At 67.0% G+C, this 15,662-nt stretch carries 17 protein-coding genes; 13 read left to right on the top strand and 4 right to left on the bottom strand.

Going from position 1 to position 15,662, the window contains the following annotated elements; genetic code table 11:
• The 3 genes from hflD to D577_RS0102565 all read right to left on the bottom strand — a co-directional run bounded on the left by hflD (position 1) and on the right by D577_RS0102565 (position 2,301).
• A complete protein-coding gene (gene hflD, locus D577_RS0102575; protein WP_018946026.1) occupies positions 1-630 on the bottom strand; it encodes a high frequency lysogenization protein HflD in 630 nt (209 codons plus the stop codon).
• Between the two features lie 61 nt (positions 631-691).
• Positions 692-1,813 (bottom strand): tRNA 2-thiouridine(34) synthase MnmA, encoded by a 1,122-nt coding sequence (mnmA, locus tag D577_RS0102570; protein ID WP_018946025.1) that lies wholly within the window; start codon positions 1,811-1,813, stop codon positions 692-694.
• A 5-nt stretch (positions 1,814-1,818) separates the two neighbouring features.
• Positions 1,819-2,301 (bottom strand): NUDIX domain-containing protein, encoded by a 483-nt coding sequence (locus tag D577_RS0102565; RefSeq protein ID WP_018946024.1) that lies wholly within the window; start codon positions 2,299-2,301, stop codon positions 1,819-1,821.
• A 100-nt stretch (positions 2,302-2,401) separates the two neighbouring features.
• Here D577_RS0102565 and icd point away from each other — a divergent pair, with 100 nt between their 5' ends.
• From icd to clpA, 3 genes are all read left to right on the top strand, one after another.
• Complete coding sequence (icd, locus tag D577_RS0102560) at positions 2,402-3,664, top strand: NADP-dependent isocitrate dehydrogenase (RefSeq protein ID WP_018946023.1); 1,263 nt, start codon at positions 2,402-2,404, stop codon at positions 3,662-3,664.
• Between the two features lie 229 nt (positions 3,665-3,893).
• A complete protein-coding gene (gene clpS / locus D577_RS0102555; RefSeq protein ID WP_018869392.1) occupies positions 3,894-4,220 on the top strand; it encodes an ATP-dependent Clp protease adapter ClpS in 327 nt (108 codons plus the stop codon).
• A gap of 5 nt (positions 4,221-4,225) precedes the next feature.
• Complete coding sequence (gene clpA / locus D577_RS0102550; RefSeq protein ID WP_018869393.1) at positions 4,226-6,502, top strand: ATP-dependent Clp protease ATP-binding subunit ClpA; 2,277 nt, start codon at positions 4,226-4,228, stop codon at positions 6,500-6,502.
• A 104-nt stretch (positions 6,503-6,606) separates the two neighbouring features.
• Here clpA and infA read toward each other — a convergent pair whose 3' ends face one another.
• The gene (gene infA, locus D577_RS0102545) at positions 6,607-6,825 is read right to left on the bottom strand and encodes a translation initiation factor IF-1 (RefSeq protein ID WP_018946022.1); all 219 of its coding nucleotides are present in this window, start codon (positions 6,823-6,825) and stop codon (positions 6,607-6,609) included.
• Between the two features lie 183 nt (positions 6,826-7,008).
• Between infA and fabD the strand changes: the two genes are divergently transcribed.
• The 10 genes from fabD to D577_RS0102495 all read left to right on the top strand — a co-directional run bounded on the left by fabD (position 7,009) and on the right by D577_RS0102495 (position 15,662).
• On the top strand, positions 7,009-7,953 hold the full coding sequence (fabD, locus tag D577_RS0102540) for an ACP S-malonyltransferase (RefSeq protein ID WP_081618796.1): 945 nt from the start codon (positions 7,009-7,011) through the stop codon (positions 7,951-7,953).
• A gap of 31 nt (positions 7,954-7,984) precedes the next feature.
• Positions 7,985-8,722, top strand: coding sequence for a 3-oxoacyl-ACP reductase FabG (gene fabG / locus D577_RS0102535; RefSeq protein WP_018946020.1), 738 nt, complete (start codon positions 7,985-7,987; stop codon positions 8,720-8,722).
• Positions 8,723-8,849: 127 nt separating this feature from the next.
• Positions 8,850-9,089 carry an acyl carrier protein gene (gene acpP / locus D577_RS0102530; protein ID WP_018869396.1) on the top strand — a complete coding sequence of 80 codons (240 nt, stop codon included), beginning with the start codon at positions 8,850-8,852 and terminating at the stop codon, positions 9,087-9,089.
• A 109-nt stretch (positions 9,090-9,198) separates the two neighbouring features.
• Positions 9,199-10,419, top strand: coding sequence for a beta-ketoacyl-ACP synthase II (gene fabF / locus D577_RS0102525; protein WP_018946019.1), 1,221 nt, complete (start codon positions 9,199-9,201; stop codon positions 10,417-10,419).
• 18 nt (positions 10,420-10,437) lie between these two features.
• Complete coding sequence (locus D577_RS0102520; protein ID WP_018946018.1) at positions 10,438-11,793, top strand: aminodeoxychorismate synthase component I; 1,356 nt, start codon at positions 10,438-10,440, stop codon at positions 11,791-11,793.
• The gene (locus tag D577_RS0102515) at positions 11,790-12,596 is read left to right on the top strand and encodes an aminotransferase class IV (protein WP_018946017.1); all 807 of its coding nucleotides are present in this window, start codon (positions 11,790-11,792) and stop codon (positions 12,594-12,596) included. Before D577_RS0102520 ends, D577_RS0102515 begins: the two co-directional genes overlap by 4 nt.
• On the top strand, positions 12,583-13,626 hold the full coding sequence (gene mltG, locus D577_RS0102510; RefSeq protein ID WP_026288862.1) for an endolytic transglycosylase MltG: 1,044 nt from the start codon (positions 12,583-12,585) through the stop codon (positions 13,624-13,626). Before D577_RS0102515 ends, mltG begins: the two co-directional genes overlap by 14 nt.
• A complete protein-coding gene (gene tmk, locus D577_RS0102505) occupies positions 13,626-14,261 on the top strand; it encodes a dTMP kinase (RefSeq protein ID WP_018946015.1) in 636 nt (211 codons plus the stop codon). Before mltG ends, tmk begins: the two co-directional genes overlap by 1 nt.
• Positions 14,258-15,283, top strand: a complete 1,026-nt coding sequence (locus tag D577_RS0102500) for a DNA polymerase III subunit delta' (protein WP_018946014.1) — start codon at positions 14,258-14,260, stop codon at positions 15,281-15,283. The genes tmk and D577_RS0102500 overlap by 4 nt, the downstream gene beginning before the upstream one ends.
• Before the next feature lie 40 nt (positions 15,284-15,323).
• Positions 15,324-15,662 (top strand): PilZ domain-containing protein, encoded by a 339-nt coding sequence (locus D577_RS0102495; protein WP_024328801.1) that lies wholly within the window; start codon positions 15,324-15,326, stop codon positions 15,660-15,662.

The following is a 15,662-nucleotide window of genomic DNA, read 5'->3' as shown; positions in this document are numbered from 1 at the left end:
TCAGGTGTTGAGACGTTGAAGAATGTGGCCGGCCTCGTTCATCAGGCGCTTGCGCCCGAACAGGAGCTTCCAGCGCGAGCCGCCGGCCTGGCGCCACAGCACGGCGCCGCGGATGCCGGCCAGCAGCAGCGCGCGAATACGGGCCGCGGTATCCGGGTTGGAGAGATTGTTCTGTTCGCCCTGGACGATGATGCGCGGGCCGAGCTCGGAAATGGTCTCCTTGTAGATCTCGCCCAGCCGCGAGATCACGCTCTCGTGGGTCAGGGTGAAGTAGTCCACCTGCCGCTGGGCGCCCTGCAGGCCGTCGGCCAGCTGCTGCATCATGTCGCCGCGCTTCTGCAGCTTGCGTTCGAGGAAGATCAGCCCCACCGCGTAGCGGGTGATCTCCATGTCCGGCGGCTTGCCACCGCTTTCCAGCTGGGTGCGCACGCGTTCCAGCCCGGTACGCAGGCTGACTTCGCCGCGATAGATCTCCTCGGGCGTGGTCGAGTCGAAGGCGAACAGGCTTCCGATCAGGACCTCCAGCTCGTATTCGTCGCAGGAGCCTCGCCAGGCCAGGTCCTTGACCAGGCTCGCGGCCTGAAAGATGGCCGCCAGTGCCAGGGTGCGGTTGTGGTCGCTGCGCTCCAAGCCGTGTCCGTCCGGGTCTGGGTATCAGGGGAGGCACTATACCGGAAACCGCCCTCCGGACTCATGCCCCGGCGGCAACCGGGGTGTCCGCGGACAGGGTGTGGCGTGTGGCGATCACGCCGCCCCCCAGGCAGGTGCCGTCGCGATAGAACACGATGGACTGGCCGGGCGTGGCCGCACGCTGCGGCTGTTCGAAGACCACGCGCGCGCGTCCGTCCGCCTCCGGACAGACCCGACAGTCCTGCAGCGGCTGGCGATGACGCAGACGCGCCTGCAGGGTTTCCCCTTCGGCCGGAAAGCGGTGGATCCAGTGCACGGGTTCGGTCGTCAGCTCCGGGCTCATCAGCAGCGGATGGGCCGAATTCTGCGCCACGATCAGTCGGTTGCCCGCGAGGTCCTTGTCGACCACGTACCAGGGGGCATCGGCCGCGCCTTCGACCCCGCCGATGCCCAGTCCCTGACGCTGCCCCAGGGTGTAGAACATCAGGCCGTGATGGCGGGCGACCACGCGACCGTCCGGGGTGCAGATGTCGCCCTCGCTGCCCTCGAGATAACGGGCGAGGAATTCGCGGAACGGGCGTTCGCCGATGAAACAGATGCCGGTGGAATCCTTGCGCGCGTGATTGGGCAGGCCGTGCTCGTATGCCAGTTCGCGCACCCGTTCCTTGGGCAGGTCCCCCAGCGGGAAACGGGCCGGGCGCAGCTGTGCCTGATCCAGGGCGTGCAGGAAATAGGTCTGGTCCTTGTTGGCGTCCTCGGCGAGTCGCAGTTCGCTGTGGTCGGGGCCGTGCCAGGCGCGGGCATAGTGGCCGGTGGCGATGGCGTCGGCGCCCAGTGCCTGGGCCTGCTCGAGAAAGGCGCGGAACTTGATCTCGCGGTTGCACAGGATGTCCGGGTTGGGGGTGCGGCCGGCGCGGTACTCGTGGAGAAAGTGGGCGAAGACCCGCTGGCGGTAATCCTCGGCGAAGTTCGCCTTGTGCAACGGGATCTCCAGGGTGGCCGCGACCTCGCGGGCCATCGCGTAGTCGTCTTCCGCGGCACAGTGGCCGTCCGCGTCATCGTCTTCCCAGTTCTTCATGAACAGGCCTTCGACGCGGTGTCCCGTCTGCAGGAGGCGCAGGGCGGCGACCGCCGAATCCACGCCGCCGGAGAGCCCGACGATGATGCGTTCACTGGTGGCCATGCGGCTCATTCCTCGGGGCGTGCGGGGGCGGGCCGCACGTTGTCGACGAGTTCGCCGGCAGATTCCAGCGGCAGGCGCAGACCCGATTCCCAGCGTCGCAGGCTGCGGGCCACCAGCGGGCTGCGCAGGCGATGACCGTTCAGCGCGGTGGCGGCATCCAGCCAGTGGGTGGCAAGGATTGCGGGGTCGCGGCGGATCGGCTGCGCCGGTGCCGACACCGTACCGGTGAAGGCCACGCGCAGGATGACCGCGCCGTCGGCCAGACGCAGCAGGTCGCAGCCCAGCGAGTGCTGCGGGGCGAATTCGAGGGCCGTCTCTTCGCGGACCTCGCGCCGCACTGCGGCGATCAGGTCCTCGTCCGGGTCCAGGTGGCCCGCGGGCTGATTGAGAACGCGCAGGCCCGCATCCTCTTCCTCGACAAACAGGAAGCGGCCTCGATCCTCGATGACCGCAGCGACGGTGATATGGCAGCGCAGGCGTTCATTCATGGCGCAATGATACCCGCCGCCCGGCGGCGAAGGCCACGGAGGCCATGTATAATCGCCGGCATCCAAATCCCAATGACACGGCGCTGCAAAAGGAGTCTTCATGGCGTACCAGCACATTCGCATCCCGGAGAAAGGCCAACCCATCGAGGTGGGCAAGGACGGCGGCCTGGTGGTGCCGGATCGTCCGGTGATCCCCTATATCGAGGGGGACGGCATCGGCGCGGACATCACCCCGGTGATGCGCCGGGTCACGGATGCGGCGGTGGAGAAGGCCTATGGCGGCCAGAAGGCGATCGAGTGGATGGAAGTCTATGCCGGCGAGAAGGCCACGCAGGTCTACGACGATGACTCCGGCCTCCCCGATGAGACGCTGGATGCAGTGCGCGAATACAAGGTGTCGATCAAGGGCCCGCTGACCACCCCGGTGGGCGGCGGCTTCCGTTCGCTGAACGTGGCGCTGCGGCAGAAGCTGGATCTGTATGTCTGCCTGCGTCCGGTGCGCTACTACCAGGGTACGCCCAGCCCGCTGAAAGAACCGGAAAAAACCGACATGGTGATCTTCCGCGAGAACTCGGAGGATATTTACGCCGGCATCGAGTTCGAATCCGGCACGCCCGAGGCGAAAAAGCTCATCGACTTCCTGCAGGACGAGATGGGCGTGCGCGAGATCCGCTTCCCGGATACCGCGGGGATCGGCGTGAAGCCGGTCTCCAGCGAGGGTACGAAGCGGCTGGTGCGCAAGGCCATACAGTACGCGATCGACAATGACCGCCCGTCGGTGACCCTGGTGCACAAGGGCAACATCATGAAATTCACCGAGGGCTCCTTCAAGGCCTGGGGCTACGAGCTGGCGCGCGAGGAATTCGGTGCCGAGGACCTCGACGGTGGCCCGTGGCAGGTGTTCAGGAACCCGAAGACCGGTCGCGAGATCGTGATCAAGGACGTCATCGCGGATGCCTTCCTGCAGCAGATCCTGCTGCGCCCGGAGGACTACTCGGTGATCGCCACCCTGAACCTGAACGGGGACTATATCTCCGACGCCCTGGCCGCCCAGGTCGGCGGGATCGGCATCGCGCCCGGGGCCAACATCTCCGACACCACCGCGATGTTCGAGGCCACGCACGGTACCGCGCCCAAGTATGCCGGTCAGGACAAGGTCAATCCGGGCTCGCTGGTGCTGTCGGCCGAGATGATGCTGCGCCACCTGGGCTGGACCGAGGCGGCGGATCTCGTGGTGCGCGGCATGGAGGGGGCGATCGCCGCCGGCGAGGTGACGTATGACTTTGCGCGGCTGATGGACGGGGTGGAACCGATCGCCTGCTCCGCCTTCGGCGAGGCGATGATCCGCCACATGGACGGCTGAACGACCCGGGCGCAGGCAGCCAGTGGAGATACAGCCTGTGGGAGGCCAGCCCCCTGGCCGATCGGCCATGCCTGATCGCGCAGAGGGCTGCGCTCCCACCACAGGCGGGCTGGCCTCCCGCGCCATGCGGACACTTGGCAAGCGCCGGGAACCGTTCGATGATGTCAGGACTCTACAGAAATGAACACGCGGTGCCCGAGGGCGCCACGAGTGCGAGCTGGACCGAAAGATGAGTGACGACAAGCCCCGCCAACCCGATCACGACGATTCCGTTGCGGTCGATGAATCGAGGCCGGAACTCAAGCCGCCACGGCAGTACAAGGTCGTGTTGAACAACGACGACTACACGCCGATGGAATTCGTGGTGGAGGTCCTGGAGACCTTCTTCGGCATGGATCGCGAGAAGGCCACCCGGGTGATGCTGCAGGTGCATACCCGGGGCAAGGGCGTGTGCGGCATCTACACTCGAGATGTCGCCGAGACCAAGGTGGCCCAGGTGAATGAATACGCCCGGAGCCATCAGCACCCACTGCTATGCTCGATGGAGGAGGCCTGACCCCCATGCTCGACAAGGAACTCGAATTCAGTCTGAACCTGGTCTTCAAGGAGGCCCGCGAGAAACGCCACGAGTTCGTGACCGTGGAGCACTTGCTGATGGCCCTGGCCCAGAACCCCAGTGCAGCCACCGTACTGCGTGCCTGCGGTGCGGATCTTGACCGGATCCGCGACGAACTGGAGGCCTACATCGACGAAAACACCCCGCGGATCCCGCCGAACGACACGCGCGAGACCCAGCCGACCCTCGGTTTTCAGCGGGTCCTGCAGCGCGCGGTGTTCCACGTGCAGTCCAGTGGTCGCAAGGAGGTCTCCGGGGCCAACGTCCTGGTGGCGCTGTTCGGCGAGCAGGACAGTCAGGCACTGTACGTGCTGGGCCAGCAGAACATCTCGCGTCTGGACGTGGTCAACTTCATTTCCCACGGTATCTCGAAGGTCGGCGAGGACGAGCTCGGCCAGATTCACCAGGAGCAGGCGGAGGAATCCTCCGAGCAGCAGGGCGAGACGGTGACCGAAGAAAAGACCAACGCGCTGCAGCTGTACGCGACCAACCTCAACGAGAAGGCGCGCAATGACGAGATCGACCCGCTGATCGGGCGGGACCACGAGATCGAGCGCACCATCCAGATCCTCTGCCGGCGGCGCAAGAACAACCCGCTGCTGGTCGGCGAGGCCGGGGTCGGCAAGACCGCGATCGCCGAGGGGCTGGCGCGGCGCGTGGTGGATGGCCAGGTGCCGGAAGCGATCGAGGAAGCCACGGTCTATGCCCTGGACCTGGGCGCGCTGGTGGCCGGAACCAAGTATCGCGGCGACTTCGAAAAACGCCTGAAAGGGGTGCTGGCCCAGCTCAAGAAGGAACCCGCCGCGGTCCTGTTCATCGACGAGATCCATACCATCATCGGGGCCGGTGCCGCGTCCGGCGGGGTAATGGATGCCTCGAACCTGATCAAGCCGATGCTGGCCTCCGGTGAGCTCAAGTGCATCGGTTCGACCACCTATCAGGAGTATCGCGGGATCTTCGAAAAGGACCGCGCACTGGCGCGGCGTTTCCAGAAGATCGAGGTACCCGAGCCCACGGTGGATGAAACCTATCAGATCCTGCGAGGGCTCAAGTCGCGTTTCGAGTCGCACCACAACGTGCGCTTTACCAAGCCGGCGCTGCAGGCTGCGGCGGAGCTGTCGGACCGCTACATCACCGATCGCTTCCTGCCGGACAAGGCGATCGACCTGATCGACGAGGCCGGTGCCAGTCGCCAGCTGCTGCCGGTGAGCCAGCGCAAGAAGACCATCGGCGTGCAGGACATCGAGAACATCGTGGCCAAGATCGCGCGCATCCCGCCGAAATCGGTGTCCAGCACCGACAAGGAGACCCTGCGCAACCTGGAACGCAACCTGAAGATGACGGTGTTCGGTCAGGACGAGGCGATCGGCACCCTGAGCACGGCCATCAAGATGTCGCGTTCCGGCCTGGGTGACCAGGACAAGCCGATCGGTTCCTTCCTGTTCGCCGGTCCGACCGGTGTCGGCAAGACCGAGGTCACGCGTCAGCTGGCCCAGCAGATGGGTATCCATCTGGCCCGCTTCGACATGTCCGAATACATGGAGCGCCACACGGTCTCGCGGCTGATCGGTGCGCCGCCGGGTTATGTCGGCTACGACGAGGGCGGCCTGCTGACGGATGCCATCCTCAAGCATCCGCATTCGGTGCTGTTGCTGGACGAGATCGAAAAGGCGCACCCGGACGTGTTCAACGTGCTGCTGCAGGTGATGGACCACGGCACGCTGACCGACGCCAACGGGCGGGAAGTGGATTTCCGCAACGTGATCCTGGTGATGACCACCAACGCCGGTGCCGAAGCGGCTTCGCGGCCGTCGGTGGGCTTCACGCGCAAGGATCACTCCACCGACGCGATGGAAGCCATCAAGCGGACGTTCACCCCGGAATTCCGCAACCGTCTGGATGCCACCATCCAGTTCGGCCCGCTGGACGAGGCGACCATCCTGAACGTGGTCGACAAGTTCCTCACCCAGCTCCAGGCCCAGCTGGACGAGAAGAAGGTGACCCTGACGGTGGAATCCGAGGCGCGCGCCTGGCTGGCCGAGCACGGCTACGACGCGCAGATGGGTGCGCGGCCGATGGGGCGGACCATCCAGGAGCACATCAAGAAGCCGCTGGCGGACGAACTCCTGTTCGGCAAGCTGGCGCAGGGTGGCGAAGTGACCGTGCGCCTGGGCGAGGACGGTCTCGAGATGGATATCCACGAACCCGCCGTCTCTTCCTGATCCGACCACGAACGGGACACCACGAGCCTGTGGTGTCCCTCACGAAAAAGGCCGGCACCCTTCGGGGCGCCGGCCTTTTGCATGCCGGGGAGACTGTGGCGCGCTTACTTGTTGCGGTAGACGATGCGACCCTTGCTCAGGTCGTAGGGCGTCATCTGCACGATGACCTTGTCGCCGCGCAGGATCCGGATATAGTGCTTGCGCATCTTCCCGGAGATGTGCGCGGTGACCGTGTGCCCGTTCTCGAGCTCCACCCGGAAGGTGGTGTTGGGGAGCGTCTCGACGACGGTTCCTTCGAGCTCGATTTCGTCTTCCTTCGCCATGCAGTTCCTCGCGTAATGAATCAGGGTTGCGACATTATGCGGATGCATGGATGGAACTCAAGGGAAACTCCCGGTTTTTCGTTCGATGGACACGAAACCGGTCGCGTTTCGGGGTTTGCCGGGGCCGGCGTCAGCGCCTAAACTACGCCCGCTTTCTCATCCAGTGAATTTCGGACACGAACCATGACAGTTTCCTGGGCAGCGGTTTTTCCGGGACAGGGGTCCCAGTCGGTGGGCATGCTCGCCGATGTCGGTGATGAATTCGCCGTGGTACGCGATACCTTTCAGGAAGCCTCGGACTGCCTGGACGCCGACCTGTGGAGCCTGGTTCAGCACGGACCGGCGGAACAGCTCGACGAGACCCGCTGGACCCAGCCCGTGATGCTGGCGGCTGGCGTGGCCTGCTGGCGGATGCTGCGTGAACAGGGGGGGGCGGAGCCCATGGCGGTGGCCGGACACAGCCTAGGCGAATACAGCGCCCTGGTGGCGGCCGGGGCCCTGCGGTTTCCGGATGCCGTTAGTCTGGTCGCGGTGCGCGCCCGGGCCATGCAGGAGGCCGTGCCCGCAGGCGAGGGGGCCATGGCCGCGATCCTTGGCCTGGAGGATGCCGACGTGATCGCCCTGTGCGAGGCACAGGCCGAGGGCGACACCCTGGAGGCAGTGAACTTCAATGCACCGGGACAGGTGGTGATCGCCGGCACGGCCGGGGCCGTGGACCGCGCGGTGTCGGCGGCTCGCGATGCGGGCGCCAAACGGGCGCTGAAGCTGCCGGTGTCGGTCCCTTCCCACTGTGCGTTGATGCGCCCGGCGGCCGAACGTCTGCAGGCGGCGCTGGACACCGTCGAATTCCGTGTCCCGCAGATTCCCGTGTGGCAGAACGTGACCGCCGCACCGGCGAGCGACGTGGACAGCCTGAAGACCCGACTGGCGGAGCAGCTCTACCGCCCGGTCCGCTGGGTCGAAACCGTTCAGGGGCTGCGCGATGCCGGCGCCGGGGTGCAGGTGGAATGTGGCCCCGGTCGGGTGCTGACCGGGCTGGCGAAACGCATCGACCGTTCGATTGATCATCCGGACGTGGCCGATCGGGCCACCCTGGAAAGCGTCCGTGACCGGCTGACCGCCGGCTGACGCCCATTTCCCAACAGCAAGGAAACCGTTGATGTCGGAAAACCAACGAATCGCTCTCGTGACCGGGGCGAGCCGCGGCATTGGCGCGGCCATCGCCCGCCGTCTGGCGGAACAGGGCATGCAGGTGGTGGGCACCGCCACCAGCGACGCCGGCGCCGGCCGGATCTCGGAGGCCCTGGCCCCCTGGGGCGGCCGCGGTGTCGCCATGGACGTCACCGATGCCGAATCGGTCAGGACCGCGCTGGAGGACATTCAGGCGACCGAGGGCGGCATCGAGGTGCTGGTGAACAACGCGGGCATCACCCGCGACAACCTTTTTATGCGCCTGAAGGACGAGGACTGGGATGCGGTGATCGACACCAATCTGACCGCGGCCGCTCGACTCACGCAGAAGGTCATCAAGGGCATGATGAAGGCCCGCCGCGGGCGGGTTGTGCTGATCGGCTCGGTGGTCGGGACGGCCGGGAATGCGGGACAGACCAACTACGCCGCCGCCAAGGCCGGGCTGGCCGGCTTCGCCCGCTCCCTGGCGCGCGAGGTGGGCGCCCGCAATATCACGGTCAACACGGTGGCCCCCGGATTCATCGACACTGACATGACGCGCGAGCTGGACGAGGCGACGCGCGAACGGCTGCTGGGCGAGATCCCGCTGGGCCGTCTGGGTGACGCCGAGGAAGTGGCGGCGGCGGTGGGCTTTCTGGCGTCCGACGAGGCCGGTTACATTACCGGCGAGACCCTGCACGTCAACGGCGGCATGTTCATGCACTGATTCATGCACTGAGCCGCGGGCCCGTTACGCGGAGTCCTCCGCCGGGGTTGTGGATCACGGCGGTGCTTTTCAATAGAATGGCGGACCTTTACCGGACCCGCCTCATATCCAAGGGGATGTTTCAACCATGAGCAGCATTGAAGAACGCGTCAAGAAAATCGTTGTCGAGCAGCTGGGAGTCAAGGAAGAGGATGTCACGAACGCCGCCGCTTTCGTCGACGATCTGGGCGCGGATTCGCTTGACACCGTCGAACTCGTGATGGCGCTCGAGGAGGAATTCGAAACGGAAATCCCCGACGAGCAGGCCGAAAAGATCACCACCGTGCAGCAGGCGATCGACTACATCAACGAGCACGCCAAGGACTGATCGGGTCCATGGTCGCGGCGAGGGGCGCGCCAACACGGCGCGTCCCCCTCTTCGCCGTCCGCGTGCAGCCGTCTTTCGAGGGAGAAAATCATTGGCTAAGCGACGTGTTGTGGTCACCGGCCTCGGCATCGTGTCCCCGGTCGGATCCACTATCGACCAGGCCTGGTCCAGCATCAAGGCCGGGAAGAGCGGGATCACGCCCATCGACGTGTTCGATGCCTCGGACATGCCGGTCAAGATTTCCGGCGCGGTGCGGGACTTCAATGCCAATGACTATGTCCCGGTCAAGGACCAGAAGAAGATGGACACCTTTGTCATCTATGGTCTGGCGGCGGGACTCCAGGCCCTGGATGATGCCGGGCTGTCCGCGGACAGTTCCGATCCGGAGCGGATCGGGGTCGCGATTGGCTCCGGCATCGGGGGGCTGCCCTACATCGAGCGTTCCTACGGTGCCTACCTGAAGGGCGGGGCCCGCAAGATCTCTCCGTTCTTCGTCCCCAGCGCCATCATCAACATGGTGGCGGGGAATCTCTCCATCATGCGGGGACTGGAGGGGCCGAACATCTCCATCGTCTCCGCCTGTGCCACCGGCACCCACAACATCGGTGACGCCGCGCGCATGATCGCCTATGGCGATGCCGACGCGATGGTTGCGGGCGGGGCCGAGATGGCCACCACGCCGCTGGGCATCGGCGGCTTTGCCGCGGCGCGCGCGCTGTCGACCCGCAACGACGATCCCGCCCGCGCCTCGCGGCCATGGGACGCCGACCGGGACGGTTTCGTACTCAGTGACGGGGCCGGGGTGATGGTCCTGGAGGAGTACGAACACGCGAAGGCCCGCGGCGCGAACATCTACTGCGAGATCGGCGGCTTCGCCTGGAATTCCGATGCCCATCACATGACCCAGCCGGTCGAGGATGGCAGCGGGGCATCCAAGTGCATGGTCCGGGCCATGAAAGACGCGGGCGTTGAGCCGGAGGAAGTGGGGTACGTGAACGCCCACGGAACCTCTACCCCGGCCGGGGATCTGGCCGAGACCGAGGGGCTCAAGCGGACCTTCGGCGATCATGCGAAGAACCTTCTGGTCAATTCGACCAAGTCCATGACCGGGCACCTGCTGGGTGCCGCGGGCGGGATCGAGGCTGTGTTTACCGCGCTGGCCCTGCGTGATCAGGTCTCGCCGCCAACCATCAACCTGGACAATCCGGGTGAGGGCTGCGATCTGGATTATGTCGCCAACGAGGCCCGTGACATGAACACCCGCGTGGCCCTGTCCAACTCCTTTGGATTCGGCGGCACCAACGGAACCCTGGTGTTCCGCGCCATCTGACGCCGGCCTCGCGCGGGCATGGCCGTCGAAAGGCTGCCCTCGGGGATCGATCTGGCGGTCCTCGCAGGGCGTTTCCCCCAGCGTTATCCGCATCTGCTGGAGTCGGCCCTGATCGGGCAGGCGCCGGCGCGCTTTTCCATCCTGTTTGCGTTCCCCGGGCGCACGCTGGATGCCGGCGATGGTGACGCATTGCTGGCGGCGGCCGATGTCGATCTGGGGTGTCCGCCGACCGCGTGCATGCCAGCCCCCGAACATGCCCATCTGCCGTTCTTCGGTGGCTGGTTCCTGTATGTGGGCTACGAATTCGCCTGGCACCTGGAGCCCGCGCTGGGGCGCTTTGCACCGGATCCATGGTTGCCGACGGCCGTTGCGACGCGGTTTCCTGCCGCGCTGATCCGCGATCATCACGAAGGAGTCACCTGGTGGGTGGATTCCGAGGCTGATCGCGCGCGGCGCGAGCAGCTGGAGGCCGATCTGGCGGCGGTGGCAACGGACGCGGCGGCGGGCCCGGGGGGCGGCGACCTGCCGATGCTGCAGATCGAGGAGGACGATCCCGAATATTACCGCGCGGCGGTGCGCGGGGCGCTGGAGTACATCCGCGCCGGGGATACCTTCCAGGCCAACCTGTCACGCGAATGGCACGCTCGTGCCGACCGGTCCCTGGATACCGGCGAGCTCTATCGGCGCCTGCGGGGTGCCAACGCTGCGCCGTTTGCGGCCTGGTTGCGGCTGCCGGGAGCGGAGGTGATCAGCTCCTCGCCGGAACGCCTGGTGTCGGCTCAGGAAGGCGTCGCCGAAACCCGGCCGATCGCCGGCACCCGTCGGCGCGACCCGGATGCGCACGCCGACCGTGAGCTTTATGGCGAACTGGAGGTCAACCTCAAGGAACGCGCCGAGCACATCATGCTGGTGGACCTGGAACGCAACGATCTTGGCCGCGTGGCATGTACCGGCAGCGTGCGGGTCGCCGAGCTGATGACCATTGAGAGCTACCGCCGGGTCCACCACATCGTGTCCAGCATCACGGCACGGCTGCGGCCGGGGACGCGCGCGGAAGAACTGCTGCGCGCGACCTTCCCGGGCGGGACCATCACCGGATGCCCCAAGATCCGCTCCATGCAGGTGATCCAGGAACTGGAGGGCCGAGTGCCGCGCGGGGCCTACACCGGATCCTGTGGTTATGTCAGTGATCACGGTCGCATGGATACCAATATCCTGATCCGTACCCTGGTGGTGCGGGACCGGGAACTGCGGTTTCGCGCCGGCGCCGGGATCGTCGCCGATTCGGATCCCGACCAGGAGCTCGAGGAGACCCGGCACAAGGCGCGCGGTCTGCTGGATGCACTGGGTACGGATGTGGAGCGCGCGGGGTGAGTCGGGCGAACGATGGCTCCGGATCGGAGGTGACGGCCGACGATCGGGGCCTGCTGCTGGGCGACGGGCTGTTCGAGACGGTACTGGTACGCCAGCGGCATGCCTGCCTGTGGGCGTGGCATCGGGCGCGCCTCGAGCTGGGGCTGCAGCGCCTGGGGTTCCCCGCGCAGGACCCGGAGTGGCTGCGCGGGGAGATCGAGGCGGCGGCGGGGCCGGGCGAACGGCTGGTGCGTCTTACCCTGACCCGGGGTCGCGGCCCGCGAGGCTATGCGCCTCCGGCGGAGCCAGCGGTCACCCGGCTGGTCAGTGCCGGGCCGGAGATGTCGCGGCCGGACCCGGCAGGGGCGACGCCGCTGCGCATCGGGTTTTCGACGATACCGGCCAGCGTCAATCCGGCCCTCGGCGGGATCAAGCACCTGGGACGCCTGGATAACGTGCTGGCGCGCATGCACTGGCGCGAGGGAGAGGATGAGGCGATCCTGCGGGACGCCGCCGGTCGGATTACCTGTGCCACGCAGGGGAACCTGTGGTTGCGCGAGGGGACTCACCTCGTGACACCACCGGTTGGCGAGGCCGGAATCGCCGGCACGCGACGTGCCTGGGTGCTGGAGAAGGCCGAGGAATTTGGTGTCAGCACCGAGGTCGCCTGGCCGACGTACGAGCGTCTGCAGGCCGCCGACGGACTGTATGTGAGCAACGCGCGGCTGGGGCTGGCCGCGGGCGTGTTGATCGGGGGCGGGGCGGCGAGGACCGAGCCTGCGGCCTTGCAGGCGCTCAGGAGGGCACTGCATGAAGCGGATTAGGAAGATCATGGCATTGGCGGGCGTACTGACGCTCTTGGCGGTTGCGGCCGGGGCGCTGTGGCTGGCCGACTGGTATCGGGCCCAGCTGGAACGCCCGCTGGCCCTGGAGGAGCCGCAGCGCTTCGAGCTGCAGCCGGGGACCGGTCTGCGCAGCCTCAGCCGGGAGTTCGAACGCCGCGGCTGGGTGGAGTCGGCGCGGGTGGTCGAGGTGTATGCCCGGCGACAGGGTGTGGCGGGCCGGCTCCAGGCCGGCGAGTACGCGGTGGATGCCGGGATGACCCCGGCGGACCTGGTGCAGGCCATGGCACGTGGCGACGTGGTCCGGCACCGTCTGACACTGCCGGAAGGCTGGACCGTGCGCCAGGCACTCGCCGCGGTGCGCCGGCATGATGAACTGGACCCGCCGGCGGAATCGGTGGGTGTCCACAATCTGCCGGATGTCCTGGGCCTCGACGACATCGAGCACCCCGAAGGCTGGTTCCTGCCGGATACGTATTTCTTCGGCTCCGGGACCGACTCGCTGGACGTCCTGCGGCGTGCCCACGAGGCGATGCGGGCCACGCTGGATGCGGCCTGGGCGGGGCGTTCCGAGGATCTGCCGCTGGAGGAGCCGTACGAGTTGCTGATCCTGGCCTCGATCGTGGAACGCGAGACCGGGCGCGGCGACGAGCGTGACCGGGTGGCGGCCGTGTTCGTGAATCGCCTGCGCGAGGGGATGCGGCTGCAGACCGATCCTACACTGCTGTATGTGCAGGAGACGGGCATGCAACGACTGACGGGTGCGGAGCTGGAGCGGGATCATCCGTACAATACCTATACCCGGCCAGGGCTGCCGCCGACGCCCATCGCACTGCCGGGCCGGGCCGCCATCGAAGCGGCCGCGCGGCCGGCGGACACCCGGGAGTTCTTTTTTGTCTCGCGCAATGATGGCAGCCACCATTTTTCCGAGACCTATCGCGAACATCGCGAGGCCGTGATTCGCTATCAGCTGGATGGCGACGCGAGCCGCTACGGCCGAAGGGGACGTTGATGACCGGGCGATTTTTGACCCTCGAGGGCATAGAAGGGGCCGGCAAGACCACCCAGATGGAAACCCTGGTCGCGGCGCTGGAGGCGGCCGGCCACCGAGTATGCGCGACCCGCGAACCCGGGGGCACCGGGCTGGGCGAACGCCTGCGCGGCCTGTTGCTGGATCCGGACCTGCCGGAGATGATCCCGGAGGCGGAGCTGCTGCTGATGTTCGCGGCGCGCGCGCAGCATCTCGCCGAAGTGATCCGTCCGGCCCTGGATGCGGGACAGTGGGTGGTGAGCGACCGTTTTACCGATGCGAGCTTTGCCTATCAGGGCGGAGGACGCGGGTTGGGCGACACCCGGGTTGCGGCAGTGGAGGACTGGGTGCAGGGCGATCTGCGACCGGATCTGGTGATCCTGCTGGACATCGACCCGACAACCGGGCTGGAGCGGGCCGTGCAGCGGGGACGACGGGACCGCATCGAGCGCGAGGCGATGGATTTCTTCGAACGTGCCCGCGCGGCTTACCGGCGCCGGGCCGATGCCGAACCGCAGCGCTATCTGATGGTGGATGCCTCGGCGGATGCCGCCACCGTGGGGCAGCGGATGCTCGATGGACTGCGCTCCCGCGGTTTGCTGGAGGCGTCTACGTGAACGAGCCGGGCGCGGTGCCGCCGTGGCTCGCGCAGCCCTGGCAGGCGCTGGTGCTGCGCGCGGCGGCCGGGCATTTGCCCGGTGGCCTGCTGGTCACCGGCGCCGAGGGCGTGGGCAAGGGCCTGCTGGTCTCGGCCCTGCTGCAGCGCCTGTTCTGCGAAAGGGCCACGGGCACGCAGCCGGCCTGCGGGGAATGTGGCGGGTGTCGCGGTTTTCTCGGGGGCGTGCATCCGGAGCTGCACGACGTGATGCCGCCGGAGCCGGGCAAGGATATCCCGGTGGATGCCGTGCGCGAAGCCGGTGAATTCCTGGCGCTCAGCGGCTCCGGTGACTGGCGAGTGCTCCGGCTGCATCCGGCGGACGCCATGAACGCCAGTGCGGCCAATGCGCTGCTCAAGACCCTGGAAGAGCCCCCGGCGGGCGGGCTGATCGTTCTCGAGAGCGCGCGACCCTCGGCCCTGCCGGCCACCATTCGCAGCCGGTGCGAGGATCTGCATCTTCCGGCGCCGGATCTCGAGGCCGCACGTGACTGGCTGGCCGCCGGCGCGCCGGATTCTTCGGCGGTGGACGAGGCCTGGGCGGCCAGCCTCGGACGCCCGGTGGTCGCGGCCGAACTCCTGGCGGATCCCGAGCGTCACGCCGCCTGGCGACAGGAACGTGAGGCTCTGGCGGAACTGTTGCAGACACGCGAGCTGCATTCGGCGGTCACGCACCTGGCGCGCTGCAACCTGGAGACCCTGCTGCCGCGCTGGCAGGCCCTGCTGTTGTCGGCCCAGCGCTGGCTGGTGAGCGGCGAGGTGGATCGATTCGCCGCGCAGTTCCCGCCGGATCGGCTGCAGGCCTTTGCCCGTGAGCGCGGGGCGCGGGGACTGGCCTCGCTGGTCCAGGAATCGCGGCGCTGGCAGCGTCAGGCGCGCGCGCAGCTGAACCCGCAGCTGCGGCTGGAAGACATGGCGGCGGCCATGCTGCCGCAGGCGACGGCCAGTCGGCTGGCATCGCGGGGGCGCTCCGGGGCATACTGAGCGCCGCTGCAAAAACCACTGTGGAAATTGGGGAGGGCTCATGGCCGGGCAAGGGATGCTGACCTTGGCAATCAAGGAAAAACCCGCGCTGTATGCGGCGTACATGCCCTTTGTGAGCAACGGGGGGCTGTTCATTCCCACCGACAAGTCGTACAAGCTGGGTGATCAGGTCTTCCTGCTGCTGTCGCTGCTGGAGGACGGTGATCGCCTGCCAACGCCCTGTACGGTGGTTTGGATCACCCCGCCACGGGCCCAGGGCAACCGCCTGCGCGGTATCGGAGTCCAGTTCAACACCTCCGACAAGGGGCAGACCCGCCGCCGGATCGAGGATCACCTGGGCGGCATGCTCAATTCGGATCGCAAAACCCACACCTTCTGA

This window comes from Thioalkalivibrio sp. AKL17 (genome assembly GCF_000377885.1).
Lineage (GTDB): Bacteria > Pseudomonadota > Gammaproteobacteria > Ectothiorhodospirales > Ectothiorhodospiraceae > Thioalkalivibrio > Thioalkalivibrio halophilus.
Note: the sequence above shows the minus strand (reverse complement) of the source record. Positions and strands in the feature narration are given on the sequence as shown.

What these genes read in the sequence shown, in the direction of transcription:
- fabG (WP_018946020.1), top strand. Translation starts at nt 7,985, where the DNA reads ATGTCGGAAAACCAACGAATCGCTCTCGTGACCGGGGCGAGCCGCGGC.
- tmk (WP_018946015.1), top strand. Translation starts at nt 13,626, where the DNA reads ATGACCGGGCGATTTTTGACCCTCGAGGGCATAGAAGGGGCCGGCAAG.
- acpP (WP_018869396.1), top strand. Translation starts at nt 8,850, where the DNA reads ATGAGCAGCATTGAAGAACGCGTCAAGAAAATCGTTGTCGAGCAGCTG.
- fabD (WP_081618796.1), top strand. Translation starts at nt 7,009, where the DNA reads ATGACAGTTTCCTGGGCAGCGGTTTTTCCGGGACAGGGGTCCCAGTCG.
- infA (WP_018946022.1), bottom strand. Translation starts at nt 6,825, where the DNA reads ATGGCGAAGGAAGACGAAATCGAGCTCGAAGGAACCGTCGTCGAGACG.
- D577_RS0102520 (WP_018946018.1), top strand. Translation starts at nt 10,438, where the DNA reads ATGGCCGTCGAAAGGCTGCCCTCGGGGATCGATCTGGCGGTCCTCGCA.
- icd (WP_018946023.1), top strand. Translation starts at nt 2,402, where the DNA reads ATGGCGTACCAGCACATTCGCATCCCGGAGAAAGGCCAACCCATCGAG.
- D577_RS0102495 (WP_024328801.1), top strand. Translation starts at nt 15,324, where the DNA reads ATGGCCGGGCAAGGGATGCTGACCTTGGCAATCAAGGAAAAACCCGCG.
- clpA (WP_018869393.1), top strand. Translation starts at nt 4,226, where the DNA reads ATGCTCGACAAGGAACTCGAATTCAGTCTGAACCTGGTCTTCAAGGAG.
- D577_RS0102565 (WP_018946024.1), bottom strand. Translation starts at nt 2,301, where the DNA reads ATGAATGAACGCCTGCGCTGCCATATCACCGTCGCTGCGGTCATCGAG.
- mnmA (WP_018946025.1), bottom strand. Translation starts at nt 1,813, where the DNA reads ATGGCCACCAGTGAACGCATCATCGTCGGGCTCTCCGGCGGCGTGGAT.
- clpS (WP_018869392.1), top strand. Translation starts at nt 3,894, where the DNA reads ATGAGTGACGACAAGCCCCGCCAACCCGATCACGACGATTCCGTTGCG.
- mltG (WP_026288862.1), top strand. Translation starts at nt 12,583, where the DNA reads ATGAAGCGGATTAGGAAGATCATGGCATTGGCGGGCGTACTGACGCTC.